We start from the raw sequence: 26,655 nt of genomic DNA on the forward strand, positions 1-26,655 counted from the left end.
CCCCACCTATCTATAAAAGGTAAAAGACACATCAAATGGAATACGAAGATTTTCTGCTATATATTTTTTAACCGGTTTTCTTTTATCTTTAATTTGCTTTACATTGAATATCGCAGAAAACATTGCTTTTATATAAACCGTCGTATACTGCTCTAAAGAATAATAAAATACCAGATATATTAATCGAAAAGTAAGAGGTATCAGCATGGACATGGGATAATTTTTCCATAAAAGCCAAAAAGCATTTCTGGTATAGTAAAATGGCGCTCTCCATGATGCACGATTAACTGGAGAGTATTTATGATAAGATACAATATCCGAGAAAAATTCTATCTTATAGCCTGCATCTAACACGCGGAAAGACAGGTCCTGCTCATTCCAGTACAAAAAAAACTCTTCTGGATAAAACCCCACCTGCTCTATGACATCTTTTCTTGCCCCTGCTCCGGCTCCATTAAAGGCCATTAAATATTTTTGTATGGCAGCAGAAGTATTCTTCCTTTCTTCTATTTTCTTATTCGTTTCATCATAACTAAAATAATTTCTGACATCAAAAGCCACAATTCCTAATTTCTCATCATTCTTAAATTTATCTACCATCTTTTCTATAGCATCTTCTGCCGGGAAAGAATCATCGTCCAGGATTACAATATATTCTCCTTTTGCATTTTTAAATCCAATATTATAAGCTTCAATACCCATATTTTTAGGCATCTTCAGCAATCTGACTTCAGGGAAATCCTCTTCAATCATTGCAATTGTTCCATCAGTAGAACCATTGTCAACCACAATAACCTCAATTTCTTTGTAAGTTTGTCCTCTGAGACGAGTTAAGCTTTCTCTGACATCGTCTTTTCGATTCCAGCATAAAATGACTACACTTACTAATGGTTGTATTTGCAGCATTCGTCTACTCCTTTTCCACCCTCTGTTGTCTTAATCTTTCTAATAAAACCGTTAATTGCTTTGTTATAAATTGATGCTTTTTATTTTGAAAACGGTTGATTGCTTTTTTACCAAAAGTATTATTGGGTAAAACATTTAAATAGCCATCAATCCAATAAGATTTTGTACCTTCATATTTAATATCGTCCGTATGATCAAAAACATGAGAGCAAGGAATTAAAATAACTTTCTCATTGGTAATATCATTATCATTTGCTGAACCGTAATTTAAATCAGGAAATCTTCTATCAAGCATCGTTTTAACAGAATGGGAATATTGATTATCTGCTATCACAATTTTCTGGTCACTGGTTATAATATCATTTAATTTTATTCGAGGCGTACCAACTAATCCATACTGATTTTCCTTAGCTTTACCTCTCCTGCCATTTATTCCATCCTTAATAGCTTCATACATACTTCTAGCAGTCTGCTTTTTCCCGTAAAACAGGCTAGTATACATACCTGTAAAATAGTCTTCAAAAATAGTAGACATGATCTCTTCCCATTGTTCCTCGGGGGCATATTGATTAAAGAAATAAATACGATTACGCCAAAAATAATACGTACCCAGGGTGTTCGTTTTGTTCCCACCACCAAGTTTATGCCAAACCTTTGAAGAACTGATTGCTTTAATCGTGTATCCTTTTAATTTTATTCTATGAGCCCATTCAATATCATCCCAATAGAGAAAAAACTCCTCATCCATAATTCCTGCTGTTTCTACTGCATTCACTCTAACTAAAAGTGAACAAGCTGGTACATAGTCCACTTCAACATTCTCAGTTACTATGCCTTCCTCTTCGATATATCCTCTTTTATTAAATTCAAGGGTAGCATTATTCCATCGTACAAAAGCGCCTAATTCTTGAATTTGATTCGGTATATCCATTACATATATTTTGGACCCTACAATCCCTAGATGCTCATCTGACTCCATTTCTTTAACAAGTTCATATAATGCATCTTGATCTACTATGACATCATTATCTAATAAATATAGGTATTTATACTTATTCTTATTAAGCATATATTTAATTCCTGTATTAAATCCTCCAGAACCACCCTTATTTTCTGTATTTTTAATAAGAGTAACATCTGGATATTCTGCTTCAATAGCTTCTACGGAACCATCTGTTGAAGCATTATCTACAACAGTTATATCATAATTCCTATAATTTAATTGTTTAACTGATTCTATACATTTTAAGACATAGTCTTTTTTATTCCAATTGCAAATTACAATTCCCACTGGAATATTACATATTTCCATCATGTTCACCACACTTTTCAATTATTAAAAATATTATAACATGTTATATATAAAAATACAGCCTAAAAGGCTGTTAATCTAATGGAAGCTCCAATGCTCTGTCTACAATTTGATCCATATTATAATATTTATACTCTGCTAACCTTCCAATAAAGGTAACATTCTTTTCTTTCTGAGCATATTGGCGATACTGTTCCGCCTTATCTTGATTTTCTTTGTCAGGTACAATATAAAAAGGTTCTCCATGAGCCATTGAATACTCCTTAGCAATTGTAGTGTATGGGATATTTTGACCTGTTAAATGTTTATATTCTGTAATTCTTGTAAAGTCATAATCATTTGGATAATTGACCGTTCCAACCTCTTGATAAAATTCTTTATTAAAAAATGTTTCATATTCGAATCGTACTGAACGGTATTCTAAGGCTCCAAATTTATAATCATAATATAAATCAATAGGCCCAGTAAAATACAACTTATCATATTGAATCTGATCTTTAATATCCAGCCAATTTGTATTTAACATAATATGTATATTGGGATGATCTAATATCTTTTCAAACATCTTTGTATATCCCTGTTTTGGAAGCCCTTGATACTTATCTGTAAAATACCTGGTATCACGATTATTCCTAAAAGGAATTCTTTTGATGACACTGGGATCCAATTCATCAGGATATCTGTCCCATTGTTTATAGGTATAGTTTTTAAAAAACTTTTCGTAAATATCTCGACCTGCTTTTGAAATAACAACATCTTCAGAAGTTTTGATTTCATCAATATGTTCTGCCTGCTTTTCTAGCCATTTTTCAACTTCATCAGAGCTTAAATTCAGATTGTAAAGTTGATTAATCGTCTCTGCAGATATTGGCATAGGAATTTTCATACCATCAATATAGCTTAAGACTCTATGCTGATATAAATACCAATCGGTAAATCGAGAAAGCCAATCCCAAACTTTCTTATTGTTGGTATGGAAAATATGAGGTCCATATGTGTGTATCAAAACGCCATACTCATTATATTGATCATAGGCATGTCCAGCTATATGATTGTGTTTGTCAATAACAAGAACTTTTTCATTTTTTTCTTCTGCCAAACGGCGCGCTGTAACAGCACCTGCATATCCTGCACCAACTACAACGTTTTTTATTTTCATTTTTATCTCCTCTCAATTTCAATTTATCATCTGAATTTCATAGAACAATTTCCACTATATCTCTATAATGCCTTTTCACTTAAAAACTTATTAATAATTTCATATCTATTCTGTAATAAATTATCCCAATCTAATTCTTGAGCTCGTTTTATCCCATTGTTACTTAATTGATCATAGAGCGTTTTATTCTCAAAAATCATTTTAACCTTATCAATAAACTCTTGAACATCATATGAAATGGTTAACCCGGTTTGATAATCCTCTATATATCTTTTTGTTTCTCCTATGCGAGTAGCTATAACAGGTAATCCTGCCGCACCATATTCTACTACTTTTAAAGTAAATGCATATTTCATTAATGGAATAGGCTGAAATGTTGCAATACCTATATCTGCTTTGCTTAAATAATATGGTAATTCTTCGTAAGATTTTAATCCTAAAAACTCTACATTTTTTTCTACTCCTAACTGTTTAGCCATTTCTTTTAATTTCTTTTCGCTAGGTCCTTCTCCAATAATCAGATATTTTATATTAGGTATAATTTTGATTAATTGAGGCATTGCTTTAATTGGAAGATCTACCCCCGCCCAATCATCCAATTTACCCATATAGATCATGGTTAAATCATGTTCCGGCTTATGTTTTATACCATTATAAAATGTATTGAACTTAACGCCGTTTGGAATAACTTTTATCTCCTTTTTCGTATAAGTCCTTCTTAGTGTTCTCAACTCTTGCCCTACAGTAATGATCAAATCTGAATGTCTCATAACTATTTTTTCAAACATATTTACGATGATATTTCGAATTTTGGACTTTGTATAAAAACCAGGATAATAATCCATGTCTTCATATATTACAACAGATGATTTACGGAATAATTTGAGCATTAATGCTACTATGCCTCCCCACGGAGATTCAGCAACAATGTAATCATACTTTTTTTTGTTGATTTTATAAAATCTAAAAAACATTTTTAACGGGTTTGATATATGACCTAACCCATATTTCCAAGCCGGAATAGTACTGATACCGTAATATGTTTGCTTGCCTTCCTGAAATATATCAACATGCTTTTCCGGATCTTGCTTTACATAAATTATATCTATATTTTCTATATCATTTTGTTTTGTCATATATTGCACTATATGATGGGTTCTTTGAATCAACGTATTAAAATAATTCTGTATAAAACAAATATATAGTACAGACTTATGCTTATTATTCTTCAATGTATAACTGCCTCCATATTTGATCTTCATACTCTTTGTTTTCTTTGTACAATTTGAATATTTCAATATGATTTTTACTGCATTCGTTCTTAATCATATTATATATTTCCTCTTCATATTTTCGAGAAGATATGATGATCACATCTACTTCCTGCTCAATAGCATTTTGAAAAGAAATGATCTTATAGCCATATCTGCTTTGGCCTAAATACTTTGGATTAGAATCAATTAACCCGCCAATTTCCATGTTTTCAAAGGAGATATGTTTTAGTAATCTTTCTGTATGTTCTCCTGCCCCATAAATTGCTGCTTTCTTATATCCTTTGCGTACCCATTCTTTCTCTAAACTATTAAATAAATTGCTTAGTGAAAATTCATCTTGACCATTACTGTTTAATGTCATTTCAAACTCTTGCAACACTTCTTCAAAATTAATATTTAATTTATTCACTCTTGTTTTGGGTCTAACTTCAGAAATAATCGTGAATTCATTATCGAATATCCTTGTCCAATCAAATTCTTCTGCATACTTTCTACTATTTTTCTGACATTGTATATAAAAATTATGATCAGTCAACAGTTTTATAACCGCATCTGCAAATTCCTCTTCATTGCCTACAGTTAAGCCTGCTCCTGATTCATCTATAGCGTTCTTGATTTCTCCAAAATCACTTCCAATAACCGCTAGTCCACACGCAAAATATTCAATAATCTTTATTGGATGGGCCACTTTTGTTAGATTGCTTTCTTCAAAGGTTATAATACCTACTTTACATCTGTTCATTAATTCCGGTAACTTATTATGCTCTAATCTCCCCAAAAATTTAACATACTGCTCTATGTTTAAATCTTTAGTTAATTGCATTAATTCCTTTTCATACAAACCTTCTCCAACAATAATAAATTCTGTCTTAAATCCTCGGTCAATACACTGTTTCAATCCTCTTATTGCAAATTGAACCCCGGCCCACTCTTCTAATGCACCAATAAAAATTATTTTATCTTCCCTAGTACTATTGGATGAGCAATTAAAATTTTTTAAGATAACTCCATTGGGAGATATATAAATAGGAACATTGGTATGGCCTTGGCCTATTCTATAATCCTTTAAGCTCTCACTCACTGAAAAAATTACATCTGCATTATCTAACATATATCCTTCACATAACTCCATATAAGAAGTAATTTCAGGTGAATACAAAGAATAATATTGTGTAAAGTCATCCAGATCCTCATATACTAATACTTTTGCGACATTTTCTTTCTTTATGGATTCTACCAATGGCGCGGATAACGGATTGGTGAAAATGCAAATATCGAAATTCCTATTGGTAAAATTATTAAGAATATAATGTTTCATTAATTGAGAGTTTATTAATAGTTTCTTTTCTGCATCATAATGTTTACAGTAAGGAATACTTATATATGTTATATTATCTTCTTGTTCTTTGATCACTTCAAAATCAAACAGTTGATTCTTTAAATAAAGTTTTTTATTAAAATATAGGATTACCACGTTTTTAAAAGTATTTTTAAGATAATTAATTAAATGATGGGGCCGTTGAGTCATCATCTCATTTAAATCGAATTCTAAAACTAATAAAACGCTTTGATTTTTCACAATATTGCTCCTCTCATCTTGCCTATACAATAATAGTCTGAGTATATTACTCAGACTATTAATTTTAAATTAAAGTGCATAGATAATATCTTCAAGCGATATAATATCTAAATCTATTCCTTGGTTAATTAATTCTTCTTCTATTTTATCAAAATCATATATAGGCGTTACAATGATAGCATCTACATCATCTCTTTGAGAAATTTCATCCAATCCAACAACAGGAATATCATCTGCTCCTGAATAAATTTCTGCAGCGTTCTTATCAATAAAATAGGCTATATTAATGTCCGATGTTCTAAGCTCTTCATATAATCTGTTTCCTAATTCTCCCATGCCATAAATAGCTATATTTTTAATATCATTTTCTTTAAAATATTCTACAATTTCTATATGTTGATTTTTATTTTTAACCCATTGGTTGAGCACTTCATAATAATTTCTAAATCTCGATTCTAAATTTGAACTTTTATCAATTACTTTCTTTGCTGTCCAAAGCACTCCGCCTACTGCTGCAATAACACCCACATTAAAAATAGTCTTCCAAATCTTCAACTGAAACTCTCCTTCCATCGACAATCAAATAAACTCTTTATACTAAATATCGTCAAAAAACTTATTTCATTTAGTTTCCCTTAAGATATTCCTTACTTAAATATTTTAAAGAACTTAGAATATTGGTATTGTCTACTATACCTTTCCAGATCTATCGTATCATAGCCATTAATTTCATCTATCTTTCCATCTATAATGTCTTTTAATTTATTGAGAATATCATTTTCATCTTCTATATTTATGAAAATTCCTATATTTTCTTCTTCAACTATCCGAACTGCTTCCATACTTTGAGGGCCAATAACAATAATAGGCTTTCTAACGGATATATATTCATATAATCTTCCGGTCACCACTTCATCTGCTCCATAATAATTTGAGCAAAAAACTAATAGCCAATCCATTTCTTTCATCTTATTTAGTGCCTCTAAATGAGATACTGGTTTATGAATATTTATTATTTCTTTTATTTTTCCGCTTCTGAATTTCTTAAATTCTGTTGTTCCAAAAAGATGAAGGTTAATTTTTGAAGCATAATGACTATCATTCTGAAGTTTATTTAAAGCTCTCAAAAAGTTTGAAATATTTCTGTAAGGGTCGCTATCAGATACTGTTCCAAAGTGCCCTAATAATATACAATCTCCACTAATCTTATTATTCTTATTAATATAATCATCACTTAATGTAGATTGATCATATCCATTGGCAATTAAGGTTGATTTCTTAGAAATATCTATATTATATTTTTTTTCAACTTTTTTTAATATAGGTTGCGAAATAAAAGTAAAATGATCTGCATTTTTCAAAACTTTCTTTTCTAAAAATTCACTAATCCGCTGCGCTAAATAATTTTTCTTCATAAAAATTTCATTAGTATTCCAACTATCTCTATAATCTACAATTAAGTTTATACTTTTCCCAAAATATTTTTTCAGCTTTAATCCTACAAGTTGCATACTATGAGGAGGACTTGAAATAATCACGTTTTTTATTTTATACTTTTTTATCATTTTGACTGCACTTTTAAAATAACTATTGACTGAATATACATAAGCGTCTGGAATGGCGAATTCTTCAAATCCTCTCCCTATGTTTTTATTAAACGAATACAATATTCTCCAATATTTATCTTCTTTTTGCTTAACAGGATTATAAGAAATATGCATTTTATATAAAGAATCTTTATATCCAAAATAATTTAACTTTTTTTCTCCTTTTCCTGCCAATATAAAAACTTCACATCCGTTTTCTACAAGATATTCTCCAAGTTTTAATACTCTCATTACCCCACCAAGAGAATGACAGTAAGGTAAAAATTCTCTCGTAATGATCAGTACCTTCTTTTGCACATTATCCCCTCTTTCAGAAGCAAAATCTAAAATGCTTATCAAGTAGTACTTATTTCATATTGAATAGCTTATCTATCTTACTTACTAGCAAATATTCCTATAATATCAGAACTACTTAATTTATCCTTATCAGGAACCACTCTCGCACTTTTAAAATTAGTAGTCTTCAAAATATTTATCAACATATCGAAATCCATGAGGTGTTCAGCCCAATTACCTGTATAAGGATCACAAGTATTTGTAGGAAACTTTTTATCTATTTCAGGCAATACACCATTTTTTATATATTGATCAACACTTTTTTCTATATCTTGCTTTACCATTCCCCTGGTGTACTTTGATAATAATTGAATTTCATCTTGTTTAAGCTTTATATTATTTTGATCTATATATTGTTCTATAATTCTTTTCCTAACAGAGTGGTATGATTCTAATGTATCCCTTTGTTTCCATCCATAATATTTATTACGGCTCTCATTTTCCAGCTTTTTATGTTGTAACATGAGTTCATTTTTTATCTTTTTATTATATGGATTTGCTCCTGAAATCATAAATATAGTACACTTGTTATGAGCAATTTTATCAATGTTTAAAAAAAAGTATTTTATGTCATATATATGTTCGATAACATCATAAGAACCTATTGCATTAAAATAAATACCTGTATTTTTACAATATTGTATTATATCATCTAAATCCCCTTGAATATAATCTTTCCTCTTTAGATGAACTGCCTTAGCTATTACTGCCGCATCTCTACAAGATACATCATAAATATCATTATAATATACATTCTTTATTCCTGCCTCAAGAGCTAAAAGAGAAAGTAACCCTGTCCCTCCTCCATAATCCAAAAAGCAACATTTGCTTAGATCATAATTATATTTTGAAAGTATCCATGACAGTAAATATGAATATTTCTGAATTTCTATATAGAGTATTTTCTTTTTGTCTGTTAAATATTTTTTGTTATAATCTGAAATACCCAGCTTTGAAATATCTAAGTTTATGATCTTACGGTATAATCTTTCCGCTGCTATATTAATTTGTCGAACTAATTTTTTATTTCTTGGAATCGAGAATCCACATCCTGGATATAAGAAAGGAAACCAATAACCTAATAAATATTTACTCATATCAAATTTCTGTGTTTTTTGAATAATATTATTGTAATATATATTATTTATAATTCTTCTTAAATTGCTAAAAATAGATAAATATAAATCATTTACAATTCGTTTTGTTGGCATGATATTTTTCATTCTAAGCCCCTCTATCATTTAAGTATATATCCATCAATAAAAAATAAAGCTATTTTCCCCATCAGTGTTCCAAAAACTTAAAGTGCCTTACGAATGTATTATATTATATATGTTTTATAAAAAAGAAGGAAATGAAATAGTAATCTCTTTTCCTTTTTTCATATGCTTTCGTTCCTATTCTAATTTATATATATTAAATTTAAATAATGCATCACCATAGTTCATATAAACCCTAAACCTAAGCTCTCCATCTTTTACCAGTAATTCTTCGTTATTTAAAATCTCTTTCCATTCCGAATCATTACCACTACAATATTCTAATTTCATGTTCCCTTGATATGCTAATAGTACTTTTATTTTCTGAGCATTTACATGTATAGGTTTAAAAAAGATATACCCAGGTTGATTACCATACAATATATTATGGCAATTCCATTGTGATTCCGAGTTGCCATTATATTTATCATACCATCCAATATAACAATACTTCTTACTGTCTAATACCATACTTGAAGATCTCACATGTATTTTTAAGTTGCTTGTCATCCCCAGTTCAATAAGATCAAAAATTCCTTTTTTAGCATCTATCACTGCACATAAATTCGTTTCCATCAAACTATCTTTAGAATACTTAAATATTACATCTTGCTTTCCATTATTATATGTGTATGCATAAGTCAAATTCTTTCCTATTGAAAAAAGCAAATTTCCCTTACTCTGTAAAATCGCAGCATAATCGTCCTCTGTTTTTTCCTTAGCTTTATTAGCTAACTCATATCCTTCTTCTGAAAGAAAAACTAAATTTGTTGTACAATTATTACGATAAGTAAAATGAAATATTGCTATTGAATCTATCGCAGGATCAAAGGGTTCCATAAAAATTGCCCTTGATACATTGTGTAAAAATTGACCATTAGCAAGCATGGGTAAAAATTCTACTCCTTCTGCCTCCGACTCCACATTACCCATAACAGGGAAAAAGTTCTTTTCATTCATAGAATTTGCATTTAAATTATTACAAATAAAACGCAGCATACTTTTCTTGGAATCAATAGCATATATACCAGATATTTCTTGATCTATGTCTTCATAAAAATTTATTTCTTTAAGCAGTAAATATTTTTCTTCATACTTTCTAATCATTTCTCTAATATTTATATTTGCATCCATAATCGTTCTCCTTCTACAAAAGTACTTATACGCTAGATTACTCTAACTCATTTTATATGCTTTTAAAATAATATTGAGTGCTTTTTTCCCTTCATTCCCATCGATGTATGGACTGCTTAGTTTTACAATACTATCAATCACATTTCTATATAAAGAAATATGCCCTGACCCATAAATATTTTCAATTTCTCTATCGCATGCTTTTTGAACCTGCTCCAGACTATCTTTTCCGTCTTCGAACTGCCAAACTTGAACCTTATTAACCGCTTTTCCGCCAATGACAACCGTACCTTTTTCGCCTAGAATAGTCAAAGTTTCTTCTAAATTCTGTGGATAAACACATACTGTTCCTTCTACATTCCCTATAGCTCCATTTTTAAAGCGAATTTGCAAACTCCCGTAATCCTCCATCTCAATGTATGGGTGTGTGAAATTTCCAAGCATTGCATTTACCTGCTCAACTTCTCCCCCAAGCATCCACTGTAAAAGATCTATGTTGTGGATACATTGATTCATCAAACATCCCCCATCTTGCTTTTTTGTTCCTCTCCATGGAGCCTGCCTATAATACTCTTCATTTCTATTCCATAAAATCCTGGCATTTCCCGCAATGATTCGTCCAAATCTTCCTTCTTCCACAGCTTGACGCAATTTCTGGATAGCTGGATTAAATCGGTTTTGATGGCATACACAAAGCTTTACTTTATTTCTTTCTGAAGCTTCGATCATTCTATCTGCATCTTCTGTAGTCATTGCCATAGGTTTTTCTACTATTACATGTTTTCCTGCATTCATAGCATCAATTGAAATCTTTGCATGCTTTCCTGATTCCGTTGCAATCGCAACAATATCCACACTCGTATTTTTTAAAAGATCTTCATAATGTGTATATATCGTTGGTGTTTCAACTAATATTTCTTGCGCTGCCATTTTTTCAACATATTCTTCTGCTTTCTTTTTGGCTCGTTCCTCAATAATATCACATACGGCTATTAATCTTGCTTCAGGATGGTTATTGACAATTGCTTCAACATGTTTATAACTGATCCTTCCACAACCGATTATTGCAAAATTCATCATTACCATGGCCTCCGTATCTAAGTTGTAAATCATAGTATTTCTATGTTCTCTCGATTCTTTACGTTTTTCATTGCATTTTTTGTATCAAAAATAAATTTTGAATGCTTTGCAATATACTCATAATCATATACAGTGTGCATTGTCGTAATAATCACTAAATCTGCTGTTTCAAGGATGCCTTGAGTTAATTCTACAGAAGAATATGTTTTCCCTTTATGATGAAACTCAGGAATATATGGGTCATTATATATGATCTCTGCTCCCTGATTCTCTAAGTGTTCAATGACTTTTAATGCGGGCGACTCTCTTAAATCATCAATATCCTGTTTATAAGCAACGCCTAAGATCAATATCTTTGAACCTCTTAACGCTTTTGAAAAACGATTTAATATTTTCATACTTCTTTCCATTACAAACTCTGGCATGTAATTATTAATTTCTCCTGCTGTTTCAATTAGTCTCGTATGATAATTATATTCTCTTGCTTTCCATGTTAAATAAAATGGATCAATCGGAATACAGTGTCCTCCTAAGCCTGGTCCAGGATAAAATGCCATAAATCCATAGGGTTTCGTTTTTGCCGCTTCAATAACTTCCCACACATTAATGCCCATTTTGTGGCATAAGATCGCCATTTCATTAGCTAGTCCAATATTAATGTTTCTAAATGTATTTTCTAAAATTTTTTCCATTTCTGCTACTGCTGGTGAAGATACTTCAAAAACTTCACTTTCTAATACATTCCTATATAGGGCAGCTGCTACTTCTGTACTGTCTTTCCCAACGCCGCCAACAACTTTAGGCGTATTTTTTGTTTTATAGATCTTATTTCCCGGATCCACCCTTTCTGGTGAGAAGGCTAAATAAAAGTCTTTCTCACATTTTAATCCTGTAGATTCTAAAATAGGTTTAACAATCTCTTCTGTGGTCCCAGGATATGTAGTACTTTCTAAGACAACTAACATACCTTTGTGTAAATATTTAGCAATATCTCTCGTAGATTTTTCTACATAAGAAATATCTGGCTGAAAATGATCATCTAAAGGTGTGGGAACACAAATAGCTATACAATCCACTTCCCGTGTAAAACTAAATTCTTTAGTAGCTCTTAGATATCCGGACTGGACAACTTCTTTTAATTCATCACTTATGATATCTCCTATATAATTTATACCTTGATTGACCAGATCAACTTTTTTATCCTGTACATCAAACCCTATAACTTTATATCCGGCTTTAGCTTTTTCAACCGCAAGAGGTAATCCAACATATCCTAATCCTACAACCCCTATTACGGCAGTTTTGTTAATAATTTTACTAATTAACTCTTCTTTCATAACATTTTCTCCTTAAACTTAAATTCGATTTAATCTTTCATTCCATTTTTCTAATAAAATCATTTCTTTATCCGCTTCCATCTTTCTATTATATGGCAAAGAAATATCTACTTTTTGAAACATTTCCTTAGGCTTGCTTTCTACTTCTTTAATAACTTGAGGTAAAAGATTCACTTGAAACTCATGTAGTCTTAAGGATACGTCAATTAATGTATCATCTTTATAAATCGGCACTTCTTTTTTCATTATAATTCTTCCTGCATCTATCTTACTGTCAATTAAATGCGCTGTAACCCCTATAGGTAAGTCATTATATATTGCCCATTTTAATGCATCCAGTCCTCTAACTTCAGGCAATATCCCCGGATGAAAATTTATAATCCCAATCTTAACACTTTCAATAATATTTTGCTTCAAAATTCGTGCACCTGCAATAATACCTAAATCAATATCATACTTGTTTAATAACTCTTCACATTCCTCACTGTTATGCATTACATTATAGTATGGAATATTGAATCGCTCACAAATTCTCTGTGGATGTACTAGATCAATGTGCCTCGGCTTTACTCTTAGTATTGATTCTGTCAAATTTAGTTCAACAAAATCACTGGCTAGGACACATTTAACATCTATATTTTCGAGTAATAATCTAAATAAAAAGTCCTGTGTTTTTTTATGAGGAAAATTATACGCAAATACTGCTATATTCATATTTCTTTCTCCCACTTTTTATCTTCTAAATTTTTATATCGGATTTCAACAATATTCCCGTATTTCGATTTATAAGTATCTAAAATAAAGTATTTTTATCCTATTTTTTAACTTCTCTGAACCAGTTATAACACAAAGTTAATCTATCTGCTTTTCTCAAAGTCAAAAATAGCATTTATAACATAATCTTGCTCTGCCTTTGATAACTCTGGATATAATGGAATAGCAAACGTACGACAAGACAAATATTCTGATACAGGCAAATCCCCTTTTTGATATCCTAAATTCTTATAGACATTTTGTAAATGTAAAGGTACAGGATAGTATATACCAGTTGCAATTCCTTTTTCTTTTAAGTACAAAGTAAGCTCATCTCTATTCTCACTTTGTAAAATATATAAATGAAATACACTGTTTACATCATGATGTACCATTGGAGTAATGAGGTGTGTATCTTTAAGGTTTTCCGTATAATATTCTGCTAATCTCCTGCGGCTTGCATTCCATTCATCTAAATATTTTAGCTTAACATTTAAAATGGCTGCTTGTATATTGTCTAATCTTGAATTGTATCCAATAAAGTAATTATAATATTTCGCAGCGTCATATACAGTCTTGTCCTCTATATCTATATTTTCTTCTTGCTCTTCTTTTATGCCGTTTATTAAATTATATGCCGAACGTCCTAACTCACCGCTTCCATGTACTCTAAGAGCTTTTATTAACGCCGCAAGTGTCTCATCATTAGTAGTAATCATTCCCCCATCTCCAAAAGCTCCGAGATTTTTTGTAGGAAAGAAGGAAAAACACCCTATCGTCCCAATATTGCCTACCTTTTTACCTTTGTATTCTGCTCCAATTGCCTGGCAAGCGTCTTCTATAACATACAGATTATATTTATTGGCTATCGTCATGATCTCGTCCATATTTGCAGGCTGCCCAAAAATATGTACAGGTAGTATTGCTTTAGTATTCTTATTAATCTTTTCTTCAATCTTATCTGGATCAATGTTATAGGTGTCTTTTTTTATATCTACAAAAACAGGTTTTGCTCCTACCCTGGAAATAGCTTCTGCAGTGGCAAAGAAAGTAAAAGGAGATGTAATCACTTCATCTCCATCACCAATATTTAGCGCATGCAAGGCCAATACTAATGCATCCGTTCCATTAGCACAGGTAATTGCATATTTGCAGCCAATATATTCTTCCATTTTCTTTTCAAGTATTCTTATTTCTTCTCCCATAATATATTGGGCAGAAGAAATGACCTTTTGTAACCTTTCATCTATCTCATTCTTAATAGTTTCATACTGTTTTTTTAAATCTAATAAAGGAATCATCTGAGTAACTCCTATCCATATATTTTAGCTCTTTCTTTATGAATAAATCACAATCACTATTATTATTTTCGTCATAACATTGTAAAAACCTTAGAAAAATTTACAGGCAATAAAAAACAGTACGTTTTCGTACTGTCGTAATAATCTAGATTAAATTTTCATTTAAGATAAGTTGTCTTAATTCTTCTTTGCTTAAAGCCTGTACTTTTGAAGAATCTGTTGAATATTCACTGATATCATGTTTATTAACCACTGGTAAGGCTTTAACAAACGGATAGATTCTAAACATTTCATCCAATTCCTCAGCTCTTAATGCTTCTTCTTTTGTCATAAGCTCTTCGTACATTTTTTCTCCTGGTCTTAAGCCTATGGTTTCAATCTTAATTTCTTCATCCCAAGGTAAGTTGTATTTTTTTCTTGTTTCTTCAATAACAACTTCTGCTAAATCCTTTAAGTTGATAACCGGCATTTTAAGGACGAAAATATCTCCTCCCTGGGCATATTCCGTAGCTTTTAGTACCAAATTTACTGCTTGAGTAATACTCATCATAAATCTTGACATATTAGGGTCTGTAAGCGTTATTTTTTTATTTTCTAAGATTTGCTGTTTAAAAAGAGGGATCACCGATCCTCTGGATCCCATGACGTTTCCAAAACGCACCGCCGCAAATATGGGTCTTTTGCCACCTTTATAATAATCAGCAGAAGACATCAACCTCTCTGCTAAAAGCTTGGTAGCTCCCATGGTGTTAGTTGGGCTGATGGCTTTATCACTGCTTGTATAAATGACTCTTTCTACTTTTTGATTAATCGCACACTCTATGACATTCTGAGTACCGAGAACATTAGTTTTAACCGCTTCAAAAGGATTGTATTCACAGGCTGGAACATGTTTTAGGGCAGCTAAGTAAAATACAATATCAATCCCATGCATTGCCCGTTCCAATCTTTCCTTATCTCTTATGTCTCCCAACAAAAACCTGATATTCTTACGCTTTCCCAGTTCTTGTTCCATGACAAACTGTTTATACTCATCCCTACTAAATACTCGAATAACCTGTGGATTATACTCTATGAGTTTTTTTACTAACGCTTGTCCAATCGTTCCTGTCCCCCCAAGGACTAAAATCTTTTTGTTTTCAAACATTATTCCACCCACTTAACCTAAGATTGAATTTTAATAAATGCTGTAAGTAGTTTGATCTCATTTTCTTCTATCAGTGTTTCTATGGCTTTTTCAAAGTGTACCGCTGCATTATATTGAAGCTTATATAACTTTTCATTCTTTTCTAAAATACGCTGATAAGCGTTTTCTTCTTTTTCGATTATTTTAGGTTCAAATTCCTGAGCAATCTGTAATAACCCGGGCTGCTTATAGTAAAATAAAAGCTCATTGGCAAGAACAGCCTTGTTGATTGCTTCATCATTCCTGTCTAATTGGTATAATATCTTATTAAATTTTTCTCTGCTTTTTCCTTCATAATATCTCTTAAGCTCTAAAGACCACTCCAAATTTGATTTAGAGCACTTTTTTATCACTCTTAATTCCTTTAGGACATTTTTCAGTTTTTCTATTCCCTTGTAATATACATTATTCCCTTTGCTTTCCATTATAAGTTTTATCTTGTCTTTTGGATTAATATGCTGATCACAGTATTTTATAATAGTATCTTTTAATGTCATGATCTTGGTGCCTTTGATTTTAGCTCCGCCTTCTGTGGCATCTATAAAAGTATTATTGGAATGATCTTTGATATAGTTTTCAAACCAATTAAGATAATAATACAGTTGCGAACTGGTAGGAATCCTATTTCCATAAATATCTTCTACCAATAGATCCCCTGATGATTCTTTTTGATCTTCTTCGCATACTTTAGATGCTATGTCGCTATGGTGTTTTTGATCGGTAAATGCCAAATCCTGCCCTACTAAAATGAGAGGATTACATCCCATGTATGTGGCGATAGCAGTAGAACTGTTGGCAACAGACCCTCCTACTTCTATAGTATCTTGTCGTTCACCGAATATATATTCTACAAGGTTTTTAAGCTTGTCATCCGGTATGAATATTTTTTTGCCTTTCCATTCTTCGACAAGAATATGATTCCCATGAACTAAAGAAATAACTGGTATGGATAAATCCATATGGTCCTTGGCTAATTCATAGGTAATATCTTGAGGATCAATATTACACAAAAAATGAGGAATAATTCCCCTATCTAATAAGGGTTTTAATGTTCTTACTCCCGCAAAAATCACTGCTTTATCCTGTACATCTTTAAGCTCATCAATATTTTTTTCCAGGGAAGGTCCTGCCGATACGATCACCGCAGGGCAATCTTTAAAAATCTCTTTAAAAGAAATAATAGAATAGCCTTCTATGATATATGGAAGATTTTCTGCCAAATTCCTGCTAATTTGGCTTGAGAGCTTTTCGATAGCATTCGCTTGTACTTGAAGTTCAAGATTATAGCTATGAATAATACTTAAAAGCTGGCTATAAAAATCAGCATATATCTTATCATAGTAAGGTAGTGTATACAGCTTAAAATGATTATAATTTTCTATAGAGGTATTTTGCTTTAAGATTTCATAAATGTTAACACATGCATTGCCTGCAAGAGAAATAACATTTTCGTTCTCTATAATAGGTTTTATATGTTCCAGCTCTTTTGAATATAAATATAATTCTTCATTGGGCTCTAAAATAATAATAAGATTTTCCCTTGCATATTTTGATAATTCATACAAATTATATCCTAATCCTAATCCAAATAATATAAATACAGTATTTAATCCATATCCCTCTAATGAGCCTATATTGCGCACTGCTTCTTTTACAGGATCGTATTTGCTGTGCAAATAAAGTTCCTTTTCCCCTATTTGGAGTTTTGCAGTTGGAACTCCACTTTTTGAAGTTTCTATTTGGATAGTCATCGTTACACCTTCTAATTCATAAACTCAATGGTAGCTGTAAAGATTTTTATTTCTTCCTTTAGCTTTCTTATCCTTAATCTTTTGTCTGCAGGTTTTGAGTAATCTATATACTCTTCAATAAAATCCTGCAGAGGCATATGTCTGCATCCCTCTATATAGGCTCCACCTTCAGTAGCATTAATAAATTCGATGTGAGGATGATCCTTGATTTTATTCTCTATCCAATGCTTAAAACTCAGTAGTCCCAAAGTCGTATCCAGCCATTCTCCATTTTGCCCTTTGACTTTCCTTCTGTTAGCATTTTCTTGGACCGTATTTCCATAAGCATGACTTTGTCCATCCGTAAAAGCCAAGTCTTGTCCTACAAACACAATAGGGTTTCCTCCGAATCGAATAGACAAATCGAGTACTGCGGTAGCAACAGATCCTCCTAAGTCCATAATGTGCGCCGGATTCTCTATATGTTCTTTTTTATTAGAAGCAAAATATTTAGGCCCTTTATATCTTAATACAGTATCTGCACTGGCTGATTCAAAAAATACCATAGGGATATCCAGATTTTCATATCCTTTGATTTGATCGTAAGTAGGTTCATATTGAGGATCTATGATGCAAAACATATCTGGTTCTATATTTTCTAAAAGTAAAGTCTTCAGTGTCCTTCCAACGGCAAAAATAAAAGCTCTTCCTTCTAAGTCACCTATTAAATGAATATTTTTTTCTAACGAAGGCCCTGCAGATACAACAATAAAAGGCAGGCCTCTATATTGATGGTATAATTCTCCCACATTAGGAGCATTTAAGGATACATTTCGTCTATAGTTTTCATCCAGCATTTCTCTCCACTCATTGGTTTCACTCTTGGTAATATTCCAGTCCTCTAAAATAAATCGGATTTTCTCGCTATTTTTAGGTATTGTCTTTAAAGAGGGAGGGTGGATAATGAGATGGGCATCTTCTTTCAATAAATTCCCTAGATGCAATGCCTGTTGTGTCTCATGATCAGAGATTATAAGATGTACTCGATCACTGGATAAAATATTTGATAAATTCCTGCATTCTAAAGCAGATTTAAATACGTTCAGGTTCATTTCGAATATATACAGTTTTTGATGATCTTTTAACAGATTGAATATTGCTTCAACATGATAACCCAGGCCGAATCCGAAAATAATGATTTTTTCTTTTTCTAAACTGTATTGACCTTTTGCGAATTTCTCTGCTTCTCTAACGGGATCATATTTACTATGCAAATAAAAATCTACATGCTTTTTTCTTGTATAATCATACTCAGAAATTTTAAGGGTATATACCTTAGAATGGGTTAGTTCTTTCTTGTACTTTTCTTCTTTCAATATAAATTGGTTCATGAGATGATACAGATCTACATCTTTAACTTTGAGTAAATCCATATTGATTTTGCAAAAATCCATATTTATTCCCCTATAGTTAAATTAAGTTTTTGATTCCACTCTTCAACTTTAGGCAGAATTTCATATTCCAATACGTCTCCAATTAATACATAGTCTATGTTTTCTAAAGCTTCAATCATTGCATTTAAAGGGTCAATGATTTCTGAAACATCAACGGGCTCCACCTGTGCATCCAGGGTAAGGGTAATAGCTTCCATAGTCCATTTTAACCCATCGATAATTTGAACAACCAGATCCATACCTTTCCCTTCCATACCTTCATGGAAGGAATCTACTGCTTCATTGATTCCTTTGATCAGTCTGCCAGTGTATTCTACTAGAGTTTGAATTAATTCCATTTTTTCTGCTCTTTGATCCATAACTTTCCCCTCTTCTTCTAATTATTTTTATGCAAAAACAATGTTGCATTGAAATATCTTTATAATTTCTATGTCTTGATCCATGACATTTTGTATCAGTTTATTGATGTCACAACTGGTAGTTTCTATTTTTTCATGAAGTGCTATACTCCTATGAATGATTCGTCGGAATTTCTCTTCTTTGCTTTCATTCATTTTCTCTATAAATGCAGTATTTGTATCTATATCATTTATGATCCTTAATAAGATATCTGCAACTGCTTCATTACGTTTTATAATCTCATTAAGCTGCTCTTCAAAATAATTAAGTCTTTTTATAGCTTTTTCATCTATATTTTCTATATTAAGTAATAGATTCGCTTCTTTCAATCCCTGGCTTGAAACCTTATGAACCTTATCTAAATCTACTTTTAAGTTGACTAAAAGACGTTGAAGTTTTTCATCTATATCCCTTGCCTGATTCGATTTAACAATAGTATGAATCTTATCTTGTATAAATCCATCTTGAATACAGTATTTTGTTATAGCTTGTCTTAAAGGCATGATCTTTGTTCCATGAATCTTAGCTCCGCCTTCTGTGGCATCTATATATATGTTGTTTGGATTATGTATTATAAATTTTTCCATCCACATTAGAAAAGTATGCCATACACTATTAGTGAATACCTTATTGCCGTCTATGCCTTCAACTTCTATCATATCATCCACTGTATCGGATTCAGTCGTATCATTACAGCTGTCTGCATGATATTTTCCGTCAGTATAAGCCAAATCCTGCCCTATAAATATAATGGGATTACAGCCTAAATAAACTGCTATAGCTAAAGAAGCATTGGCTACTGAAGCCCCCAGAGGCAAAACATCCATGTCCCTTTGAGTAAAGTATCTGACAAGTCCTCTATACTCGCTATTGGAAATGTAAAATATGTCTCCCTGATGTTCTGAAATTACTGTATCGTTGGAAACCACTGTAGTAATAAGCGGTAGATTATGATCTGCGTATTCTTTTAAAACATGATAGGCTGCTATTCCAGGATCCATAGAAACAACAAAATGGGGCGTAATATTATATTTAAATAAAGTAGGCAGGGTTCTGCCTCCTGAAAAAATAATCCCCTTATCTTTCACATTTTGAAGTTCCTTTATATTTTTATCCAGAGATGGCCCAGCGGACACAATAAAAGCAGGAACATTTTTAAATTGATTTTTTAAATCGTTGATTGATCTTTGGTAAAATATAGAATATAGGTTATTAAAGAAATTTTTATTAAATTGCTCCCAAAAATGCTCCCTCGTATTTTTTGAAATCTTAAACAATGAAACATAGTGTTTGATTTCTTCTACGACCTTTTCATAAAATGAAGAATATACTTTATGATATTGAGAAAAATTTAATAGCTTCAAATTATCTACGTTAGAAATATCAATAAATTCTCCTAATACAAGTTTTAGCTCATTGGCATCGGTGCCTGAAAAAATATAAGTCTTGTCCCTTCGCATGAGAGAGGTCCAGTCATAAACAGAAAAAGCTCTGGAAAGTACTCCTTCATTGGGTTCAATAATGATTAAAGGATTATCTTTGTGCAAACGTTTTATAAGCTCAAGAATATGATACCCCAAACCCATGCCATATACTATAAAAACTGTCTTTATATTGTAATCTTCTAACTTCTCCACAAATCGTTCTGCTTCTTTAATCGGAGAGTATTTGCTGTGAATATAAACTTCTCTTTCTGATTCATTTATTTTAACTGTATAATAATTGTCCTTAGTTTTCTCTAAAACTGCATTGGAATTTTTCTCATATGCTCTGATATTCTTTCCTGTTCTTTTCATGTATTCTTGTATGTTTTTCTCATAAAGGGAAGAACTCATCTTAAAGCTCCTTTAGATAAAATACTGTACAATTTATATCGGCAAAAAGACACAAATCATTAATAGAAAAAAGCCAAGGCATATGCCTTGGCTTTTTGAAAATTTTGTTATCTTAATAATTGAAGTACATTTTGTGGATTTTGATTTGCTTGTGCAAGCATGGATTGAGCAGCTTGGCTTAAGATGTTAAGTTTGGTGTAGTTCATCATTTCCTTAGCCATATCAACGTCACGAATTCTGGATTCAGATGCTTGTAAGTTTTCAGCAGCTGTATCCAAATTCTTGATGGTATGTTCTAAGCGGTTTTGAATAGCACCAAGCTTGGATCTTTCTTGAGATACTTTGTTAATTGCACCGTTAATAGTAGAGATTGCTTTTGATGCATTTTCAAAACTATCAACAGAAATGCTATTTACACCTAAGTCAGTAGTCTTCATGCTACCAATAGTCAAGCTAACTTTTTGATTATAATTTGCACCAATCTGGAAGTTCAAAGCATTAGTTGCTTTGTCTCCGTTTAATAATTTTTGGGTGTTGAATTCTGTGGTGCTTGCAATACGATTGATTTCTGCTTGTAATTGTTTAATTTCATCATTGATATAGCTTCTATCAGCTGCAACGTTTGTATCGTTAGCAGCTTGTACAGCTAATTCTCTCATTCTTTGAAGAATTTCATGAACTTCGTTTAATGCACCTTCTGCTGTTTGGATTAAAGAAATACCGTCTTGAGCGTTTCTGGAAGCTTGATTTAAACCTCTGATTTGCGCACGCATTTTTTCAGAAATAGAAAGTCCTGCTGCGTCGTCTCCAGCACGGTTGATTCTTAAACCGGAGCTTAATTTTTCAATAGATTTAGATTGAGAACCAGAATTGATACCTAATTGTCTGTGAGCGTTAAGCGCTTGCATATTGTGATTAATAACCATAAATTATTCCTCCTTGAATTTTATTAGGGCATCCATGCCCAAAATTATAATTTAGAGTTGGCCAACTCTTGCTTACATCATATATATCGGATAATCAAAAATTTACTTTATAGATTTTTATAATTATTTTTTAAATATTTTTCCCAAGTGTCTGATTTGATTGATAGAGCTTTGTACTGCTGCCTCATTTACTTCTTTGATTTCTAAAAATATTTCTTTTCTATAGATCGCAATATTTTTTGGTGCCTGTATCCCCAAACGCACTTTATCCCCTTGGATGTCCAATACTGTTATTTCTATTTGGTCTCCTATGATAATGGATTCATCTTTTTTCCTCGTCAATGCCAGCATCCTACACACCCTCTTTCGCAGAAGCATATTCTTGTAAGTCGTTAAAGATTTTATGCTTTACTTCATACTCTTCATTTTGCGCAATCACTTGCATTCCTATTTTAGTTTTTATATTGATTATAATAGGTGCTTTCAGATTAGCTGTCATCTGAGTGATATCTTCAGGGACAACCACTATCGCATAAACAATTAAGTCACTTTCACTAAATTCTCCTAAAGCTTCGGTATGCTCATTATCTACTTCCGGAGAATAATCAGAATAAATTTTTAATGGGTTAACCAAGGCAAAAGCAATATCACCGTCATCTACAGACTGCAGCCAGCAAAATGGGCTGTTTTCATCTTCCTCATCAAAAATAAATACGTATCTTTTATGATCTGGAAAACCGGGAATCCCTTCAGGGAAGGTGATCACTTTGCCTTCATCTATATTTAATTCACCAAAATGCTTGGTTTGTAAGATCATTTTCCTTACCTCCATTTGTAATATTTCTATAAGAATAACACTTTTAAAAAATGGAACGGTTAAAAAACCGTTCCTTTAAATTCATTTTATTGCTACTCTATCGTATAAAGTCCAGTAATGTCGGCTGGATAATGCGTGAGGTTGCGATCAGAGAAGATTGATATACTGCCGATTGCATACTAAATTCTGTATAGACTTCTTCAATATCCACAGACTCATTATTTGTCATTAATTCTTTGAAATTCACTTTATCGTCACTTATTCTGTTCTCTATGAATGTAAGCCTCATCATACGGCTTCCTAACTCTGCATGGTGAGTAGATAAATTAGCCATGTGTCGATCCAGTTTGCCTATCATTTTATCGAACAGTTCTGATAAAGAAAATTCATCTGTTTGTGGCCTTTTACCTGCTTCAATTTCTTCCATTCTTTTGTCGTAATTTTCTACATACTTAATCAATTCGTCGATGTCCTGCATAAGTTCCGGAGTCAGAATCTTGTTGCCCAGACTATTTACTGTAATCTTACTGTTGGCACCTACTTCATATTCCATAGCATCGTCCGATGGAACATAAGAAATAGGGTTGGCAGCATCTGTTATATCCGTACAGTTAAAGTAATGCTCTGGCATAGGATCCCCAATGTTAAAATCAGTCTTTCTATAGGTAATTTCAAGATTGGTTATCGTTGCAACATCCCCTGAATTGAATATAATCTCTCCAGTATCCTTAAGTATGTGTATTTTGCCTGGTGACGGTTCGTAAGGGTCATCATCTGCAGGCGGATTTGGAAGGTCTGTAGAACTTTTCACTACTATGTTACTCGGATCTACTGGAACAGTACTTCCATTAAGTTTAATGTCTATTCCAGTACCATCAATATTCCCATAAGGAAGTCGAATTCGTGTAAACTCTTTTTCCCCTAGTTTCATAGTTTCTAGATTATCACTTGTAAATGTTTGGTTAAATTCAATAGTTCTGCTACTGTCTGCTTTGTCATAAATTAATTTCTTATCCGTTTTGAAGCCTGAGAAAACATATCTTCCTGCATAACTAACGTTTCCCTCAAGAACCAATTGGTTTTTAAGCTCTTTTAAGTCTTCTATGACTTTTTTTCTGCCATCCGTATTTAATATATCGGACGCCGCCTGAACACAACGTTCCCTCATAGAATCCAACACGGAACGCGTATTCACAAGGGCATTTTCTGTTGTCTCCATCCAGGATTTTGCCTGCTTTACGTTATCTCCATATTGAGTTAGTTCCGCAACACTGGTTCTAAATTTCAGAGCTCTTCCTGCAATAATGGGATCATCTGAAGGCTTCTGAATCTTTTGCAATGTCGTCATCTGCATATAGATATCATTGAGCTTTTGAGTATTTCTATTAAGTCCCAAAAGCATGTTATTTACCATCATACTGTTTGTAATTCGCATCATCTCACCCCTATGCACCCATTCTATTAATCGTCACATCAAGGATTTCATCCATTACGGAAATCACTTTGGCTGCTGCATTATACAATTGTTGGTATTGTATCATATAGGACATTTCTTCATTTAAGTCAACACCACTTACGGACAGTCTTTGGTTTTCTACTGCCATTGTAATATTGGTTTGGGTCTTTTCTAACATTTTTGCCTGTTGTCCATTAATACCCAGCTCACTTACAATAGAATTCATATATGAATCAGCGGTACCTTCTCTAAACAAATGGGTATAATTCCTTAATGCTTTGAGAGCTTCCATAAATCCGTTACCACTGGGGAGATCTTCTCCCTGCAGGGCCGCAGCTATTTTACCTACATCTTCTAAAATATCCTTTGAAAGCGTGAAATTCTCTGCTGTTATTTTCGTATAATCCAGGGAACCACCTAATTCATTCGATCCCTTTGCCGAACCATTTTCTTTATAAGTAAAGAAATAAGTTCCGGTCTCTCCTTCTGAATTCACCGCATTGAAATGGCCTCCATTTAACTCTGAAATATTATCACCATTTCTATCTTTCCCTTCATTAACTGCTTTGGCAAAGATTCTGACAAATTCATTCAGTCTGTTTAAGTAATATGGGATCCCTTTGTATGACATACCATTGCCTACTTCTACTGATGATCCAGAAGCTGGCGCAGGTATGCTGTCCCACTGTGTTTGGCTAACTTCAATGGTAATGGTATTCGTTGCACTGTCATACTTTAGCCCATCATATTCAACATTATAGCCATTTATTGCTATAATTCCCTTAGAATCAAGGTCAATTCTGCTGGGATCTTTAATGGTCAGGGTAATTGTTCCATCTCCATTATTTACCGCTGAATCAAATTTACCTTTAAAATTGAGATTATTATTACCATCCCGCATATCGAGATAACCTTTAAGTTCTCCGCTTAAATTCGGATCCGAGATATCAAAGTCATTACCATTTTCCCATTTTATATCATACAAACCATCTACGTCCTCAGGATTATATTTTACAGCATCTCCATCGGAATTTTCTCTTGGTACCACTTTTAACTGCTTTGCATTAAAGTGATTGACCAAAATCTGTCCGTTAATTTTAACCCTGAATTGCTTCTCTCCATTAACTTCTAATTCTTCTGCTTCTACATTGATAATCTTAGAAAGCTGGTCAACCAGTCTTGCTCTTTCATCCCTAAGATCATTTGCTTTACTTCCATCCATTTCGTATTTGTAGATTTGCTGGTTTAGATTTTGAATTTTTCTGGAAATCACATTAATTTCTTCAACTTTAGTTTTTATTTCAAAGTTTAAATCCCTCTGATATTTTTTCAGATGCTCTGCAGTTGAATTAAAGTAATGTGTTAGAGTAGCTGCCGCTTCTTTTAAGGCAGCTCTATGTTCTCCACTGTCAGCGTTATTAACCAAACCATTAACGGCATTAAAAAAATTATTAAAAATCGTATTAAACCCTGAATCGGAAGGTTCATTAAAAAGACTCTCTATTAGAGACAGCTGTGTTGTTTTAACACTATATTGCCCTAATGTGGAACTTTCAGACCAATATTTTGTATCGATATAAAAATTCCTTAATTGATCTATGCCATAAACTTCCGAACCTGTCCCGATCATTCCTTTTCCTGCATTCGGAATAGCCTTGGTTGCTCGTTGTTCTACGACTTGGCGGCTATATCCTTTTGTATTGGCATTGGTAATATTATGGGCAGTTACATCCAGCGCTGTCCGTGCTGTAAATATTCCATTAACTCCTGTGTTTAATCCAAGAAATGTCGAACTCACCTTATCATTCCTTTCTT

General features: G+C 32.4%; 23 protein-coding genes. All 23 read right to left on the reverse strand.

What is annotated here, in order from left to right; all coding sequences use genetic code 11:
* Window positions 1-6 precede the first annotated feature (6 nt).
* Window positions 7-906 carry a glycosyltransferase family 2 protein gene (locus JOD07_RS01110; protein ID WP_204611689.1) on the reverse strand — a complete coding sequence of 300 codons (900 nt, stop codon included), beginning with the start codon at window positions 904-906 and terminating at the stop codon, window positions 7-9.
* Between the two features lie 4 nt (window positions 907-910).
* Window positions 911-2,218 (reverse strand): glycosyltransferase family 2 protein, encoded by a 1,308-nt coding sequence (locus JOD07_RS01115; RefSeq protein ID WP_204611690.1) that lies wholly within the window; start codon window positions 2,216-2,218, stop codon window positions 911-913.
* A gap of 73 nt (window positions 2,219-2,291) precedes the next feature.
* A complete protein-coding gene (gene glf / locus JOD07_RS01120; protein ID WP_204611700.1) occupies window positions 2,292-3,377 on the reverse strand; it encodes a UDP-galactopyranose mutase in 1,086 nt (361 codons plus the stop codon).
* 62 nt (window positions 3,378-3,439) lie between these two features.
* The gene (locus JOD07_RS01125; RefSeq protein ID WP_158739835.1) at window positions 3,440-4,513 is read right to left on the reverse strand and encodes a glycosyltransferase family 4 protein; all 1,074 of its coding nucleotides are present in this window, start codon (window positions 4,511-4,513) and stop codon (window positions 3,440-3,442) included.
* An 85-nt stretch (window positions 4,514-4,598) separates the two neighbouring features.
* The gene (locus JOD07_RS01130) at window positions 4,599-6,230 is read right to left on the reverse strand and encodes a glycosyltransferase family 4 protein (protein ID WP_204611702.1); all 1,632 of its coding nucleotides are present in this window, start codon (window positions 6,228-6,230) and stop codon (window positions 4,599-4,601) included.
* Between the two features lie 69 nt (window positions 6,231-6,299).
* Window positions 6,300-6,785, reverse strand: coding sequence for a nucleoside-diphosphate sugar epimerase/dehydratase (locus tag JOD07_RS01135; protein ID WP_158739837.1), 486 nt, complete (start codon window positions 6,783-6,785; stop codon window positions 6,300-6,302).
* Between the two features lie 92 nt (window positions 6,786-6,877).
* A complete protein-coding gene (locus tag JOD07_RS01140; RefSeq protein ID WP_204611704.1) occupies window positions 6,878-8,068 on the reverse strand; it encodes a glycosyltransferase in 1,191 nt (396 codons plus the stop codon).
* Window positions 8,069-8,211: 143 nt separating this feature from the next.
* A complete protein-coding gene (locus JOD07_RS01145) occupies window positions 8,212-9,396 on the reverse strand; it encodes a hypothetical protein (protein ID WP_204611706.1) in 1,185 nt (394 codons plus the stop codon).
* A 174-nt stretch (window positions 9,397-9,570) separates the two neighbouring features.
* Window positions 9,571-10,566: a hypothetical protein gene (locus tag JOD07_RS15285; RefSeq protein ID WP_243429199.1), complete on the reverse strand. Its 996-nt coding sequence runs from the start codon at window positions 10,564-10,566 to the stop codon at window positions 9,571-9,573.
* Between the two features lie 42 nt (window positions 10,567-10,608).
* Window positions 10,609-11,646 (reverse strand): Gfo/Idh/MocA family protein, encoded by a 1,038-nt coding sequence (locus JOD07_RS15290; RefSeq protein WP_243144553.1) that lies wholly within the window; start codon window positions 11,644-11,646, stop codon window positions 10,609-10,611.
* Window positions 11,647-11,675: 29 nt separating this feature from the next.
* Window positions 11,676-12,983 (reverse strand): nucleotide sugar dehydrogenase, encoded by a 1,308-nt coding sequence (locus JOD07_RS01155; protein WP_158739840.1) that lies wholly within the window; start codon window positions 12,981-12,983, stop codon window positions 11,676-11,678.
* 18 nt (window positions 12,984-13,001) lie between these two features.
* A complete protein-coding gene (locus JOD07_RS01160; RefSeq protein ID WP_158739841.1) occupies window positions 13,002-13,697 on the reverse strand; it encodes a formyl transferase in 696 nt (231 codons plus the stop codon).
* Between the two features lie 143 nt (window positions 13,698-13,840).
* The gene (locus JOD07_RS01165) at window positions 13,841-15,037 is read right to left on the reverse strand and encodes a DegT/DnrJ/EryC1/StrS family aminotransferase (protein WP_204611708.1); all 1,197 of its coding nucleotides are present in this window, start codon (window positions 15,035-15,037) and stop codon (window positions 13,841-13,843) included.
* 145 nt (window positions 15,038-15,182) lie between these two features.
* The gene (locus JOD07_RS01170; RefSeq protein ID WP_158739843.1) at window positions 15,183-16,184 is read right to left on the reverse strand and encodes a UDP-N-acetylglucosamine 4,6-dehydratase family protein; all 1,002 of its coding nucleotides are present in this window, start codon (window positions 16,182-16,184) and stop codon (window positions 15,183-15,185) included.
* A 17-nt stretch (window positions 16,185-16,201) separates the two neighbouring features.
* Complete coding sequence (locus tag JOD07_RS01175; RefSeq protein ID WP_204611710.1) at window positions 16,202-17,974, reverse strand: motility associated factor glycosyltransferase family protein; 1,773 nt, start codon at window positions 17,972-17,974, stop codon at window positions 16,202-16,204.
* Window positions 17,975-17,985: 11 nt separating this feature from the next.
* Entirely contained in the window at window positions 17,986-19,407 is a 1,422-nt protein-coding gene (locus tag JOD07_RS01180) for a motility associated factor glycosyltransferase family protein (RefSeq protein WP_204611712.1), read from the reverse strand.
* A gap of 2 nt (window positions 19,408-19,409) precedes the next feature.
* The gene (locus JOD07_RS01185) at window positions 19,410-19,766 is read right to left on the reverse strand and encodes a DUF8042 domain-containing protein (RefSeq protein WP_204611714.1); all 357 of its coding nucleotides are present in this window, start codon (window positions 19,764-19,766) and stop codon (window positions 19,410-19,412) included.
* A gap of 27 nt (window positions 19,767-19,793) precedes the next feature.
* Entirely contained in the window at window positions 19,794-21,641 is a 1,848-nt protein-coding gene (locus JOD07_RS01190; RefSeq protein WP_204611716.1) for a motility associated factor glycosyltransferase family protein, read from the reverse strand.
* Window positions 21,642-21,748: 107 nt separating this feature from the next.
* On the reverse strand, window positions 21,749-22,567 hold the full coding sequence (locus JOD07_RS01195; RefSeq protein WP_158739848.1) for a flagellin N-terminal helical domain-containing protein: 819 nt from the start codon (window positions 22,565-22,567) through the stop codon (window positions 21,749-21,751).
* A gap of 123 nt (window positions 22,568-22,690) precedes the next feature.
* Entirely contained in the window at window positions 22,691-22,918 is a 228-nt protein-coding gene (gene csrA, locus JOD07_RS01200; protein WP_158739849.1) for a carbon storage regulator CsrA, read from the reverse strand.
* 1 nt (window position 22,919) lies between these two features.
* Complete coding sequence (fliW, locus tag JOD07_RS01205) at window positions 22,920-23,384, reverse strand: flagellar assembly protein FliW (protein ID WP_158739850.1); 465 nt, start codon at window positions 23,382-23,384, stop codon at window positions 22,920-22,922.
* Between the two features lie 97 nt (window positions 23,385-23,481).
* Window positions 23,482-24,819, reverse strand: coding sequence for a flagellar hook-associated protein FlgL (flgL, locus tag JOD07_RS01210; RefSeq protein WP_158739851.1), 1,338 nt, complete (start codon window positions 24,817-24,819; stop codon window positions 23,482-23,484).
* Between the two features lie 10 nt (window positions 24,820-24,829).
* A complete protein-coding gene (flgK, locus tag JOD07_RS15755) occupies window positions 24,830-26,638 on the reverse strand; it encodes a flagellar hook-associated protein FlgK (protein WP_158739852.1) in 1,809 nt (602 codons plus the stop codon).
* Between the last annotated feature and the right edge of the window lie 17 nt (window positions 26,639-26,655).

The organism is Defluviitalea raffinosedens, from assembly GCF_016908775.1.
Classification (GTDB): domain Bacteria; phylum Bacillota; class Clostridia; order Lachnospirales; family Defluviitaleaceae; genus Defluviitalea; species Defluviitalea raffinosedens.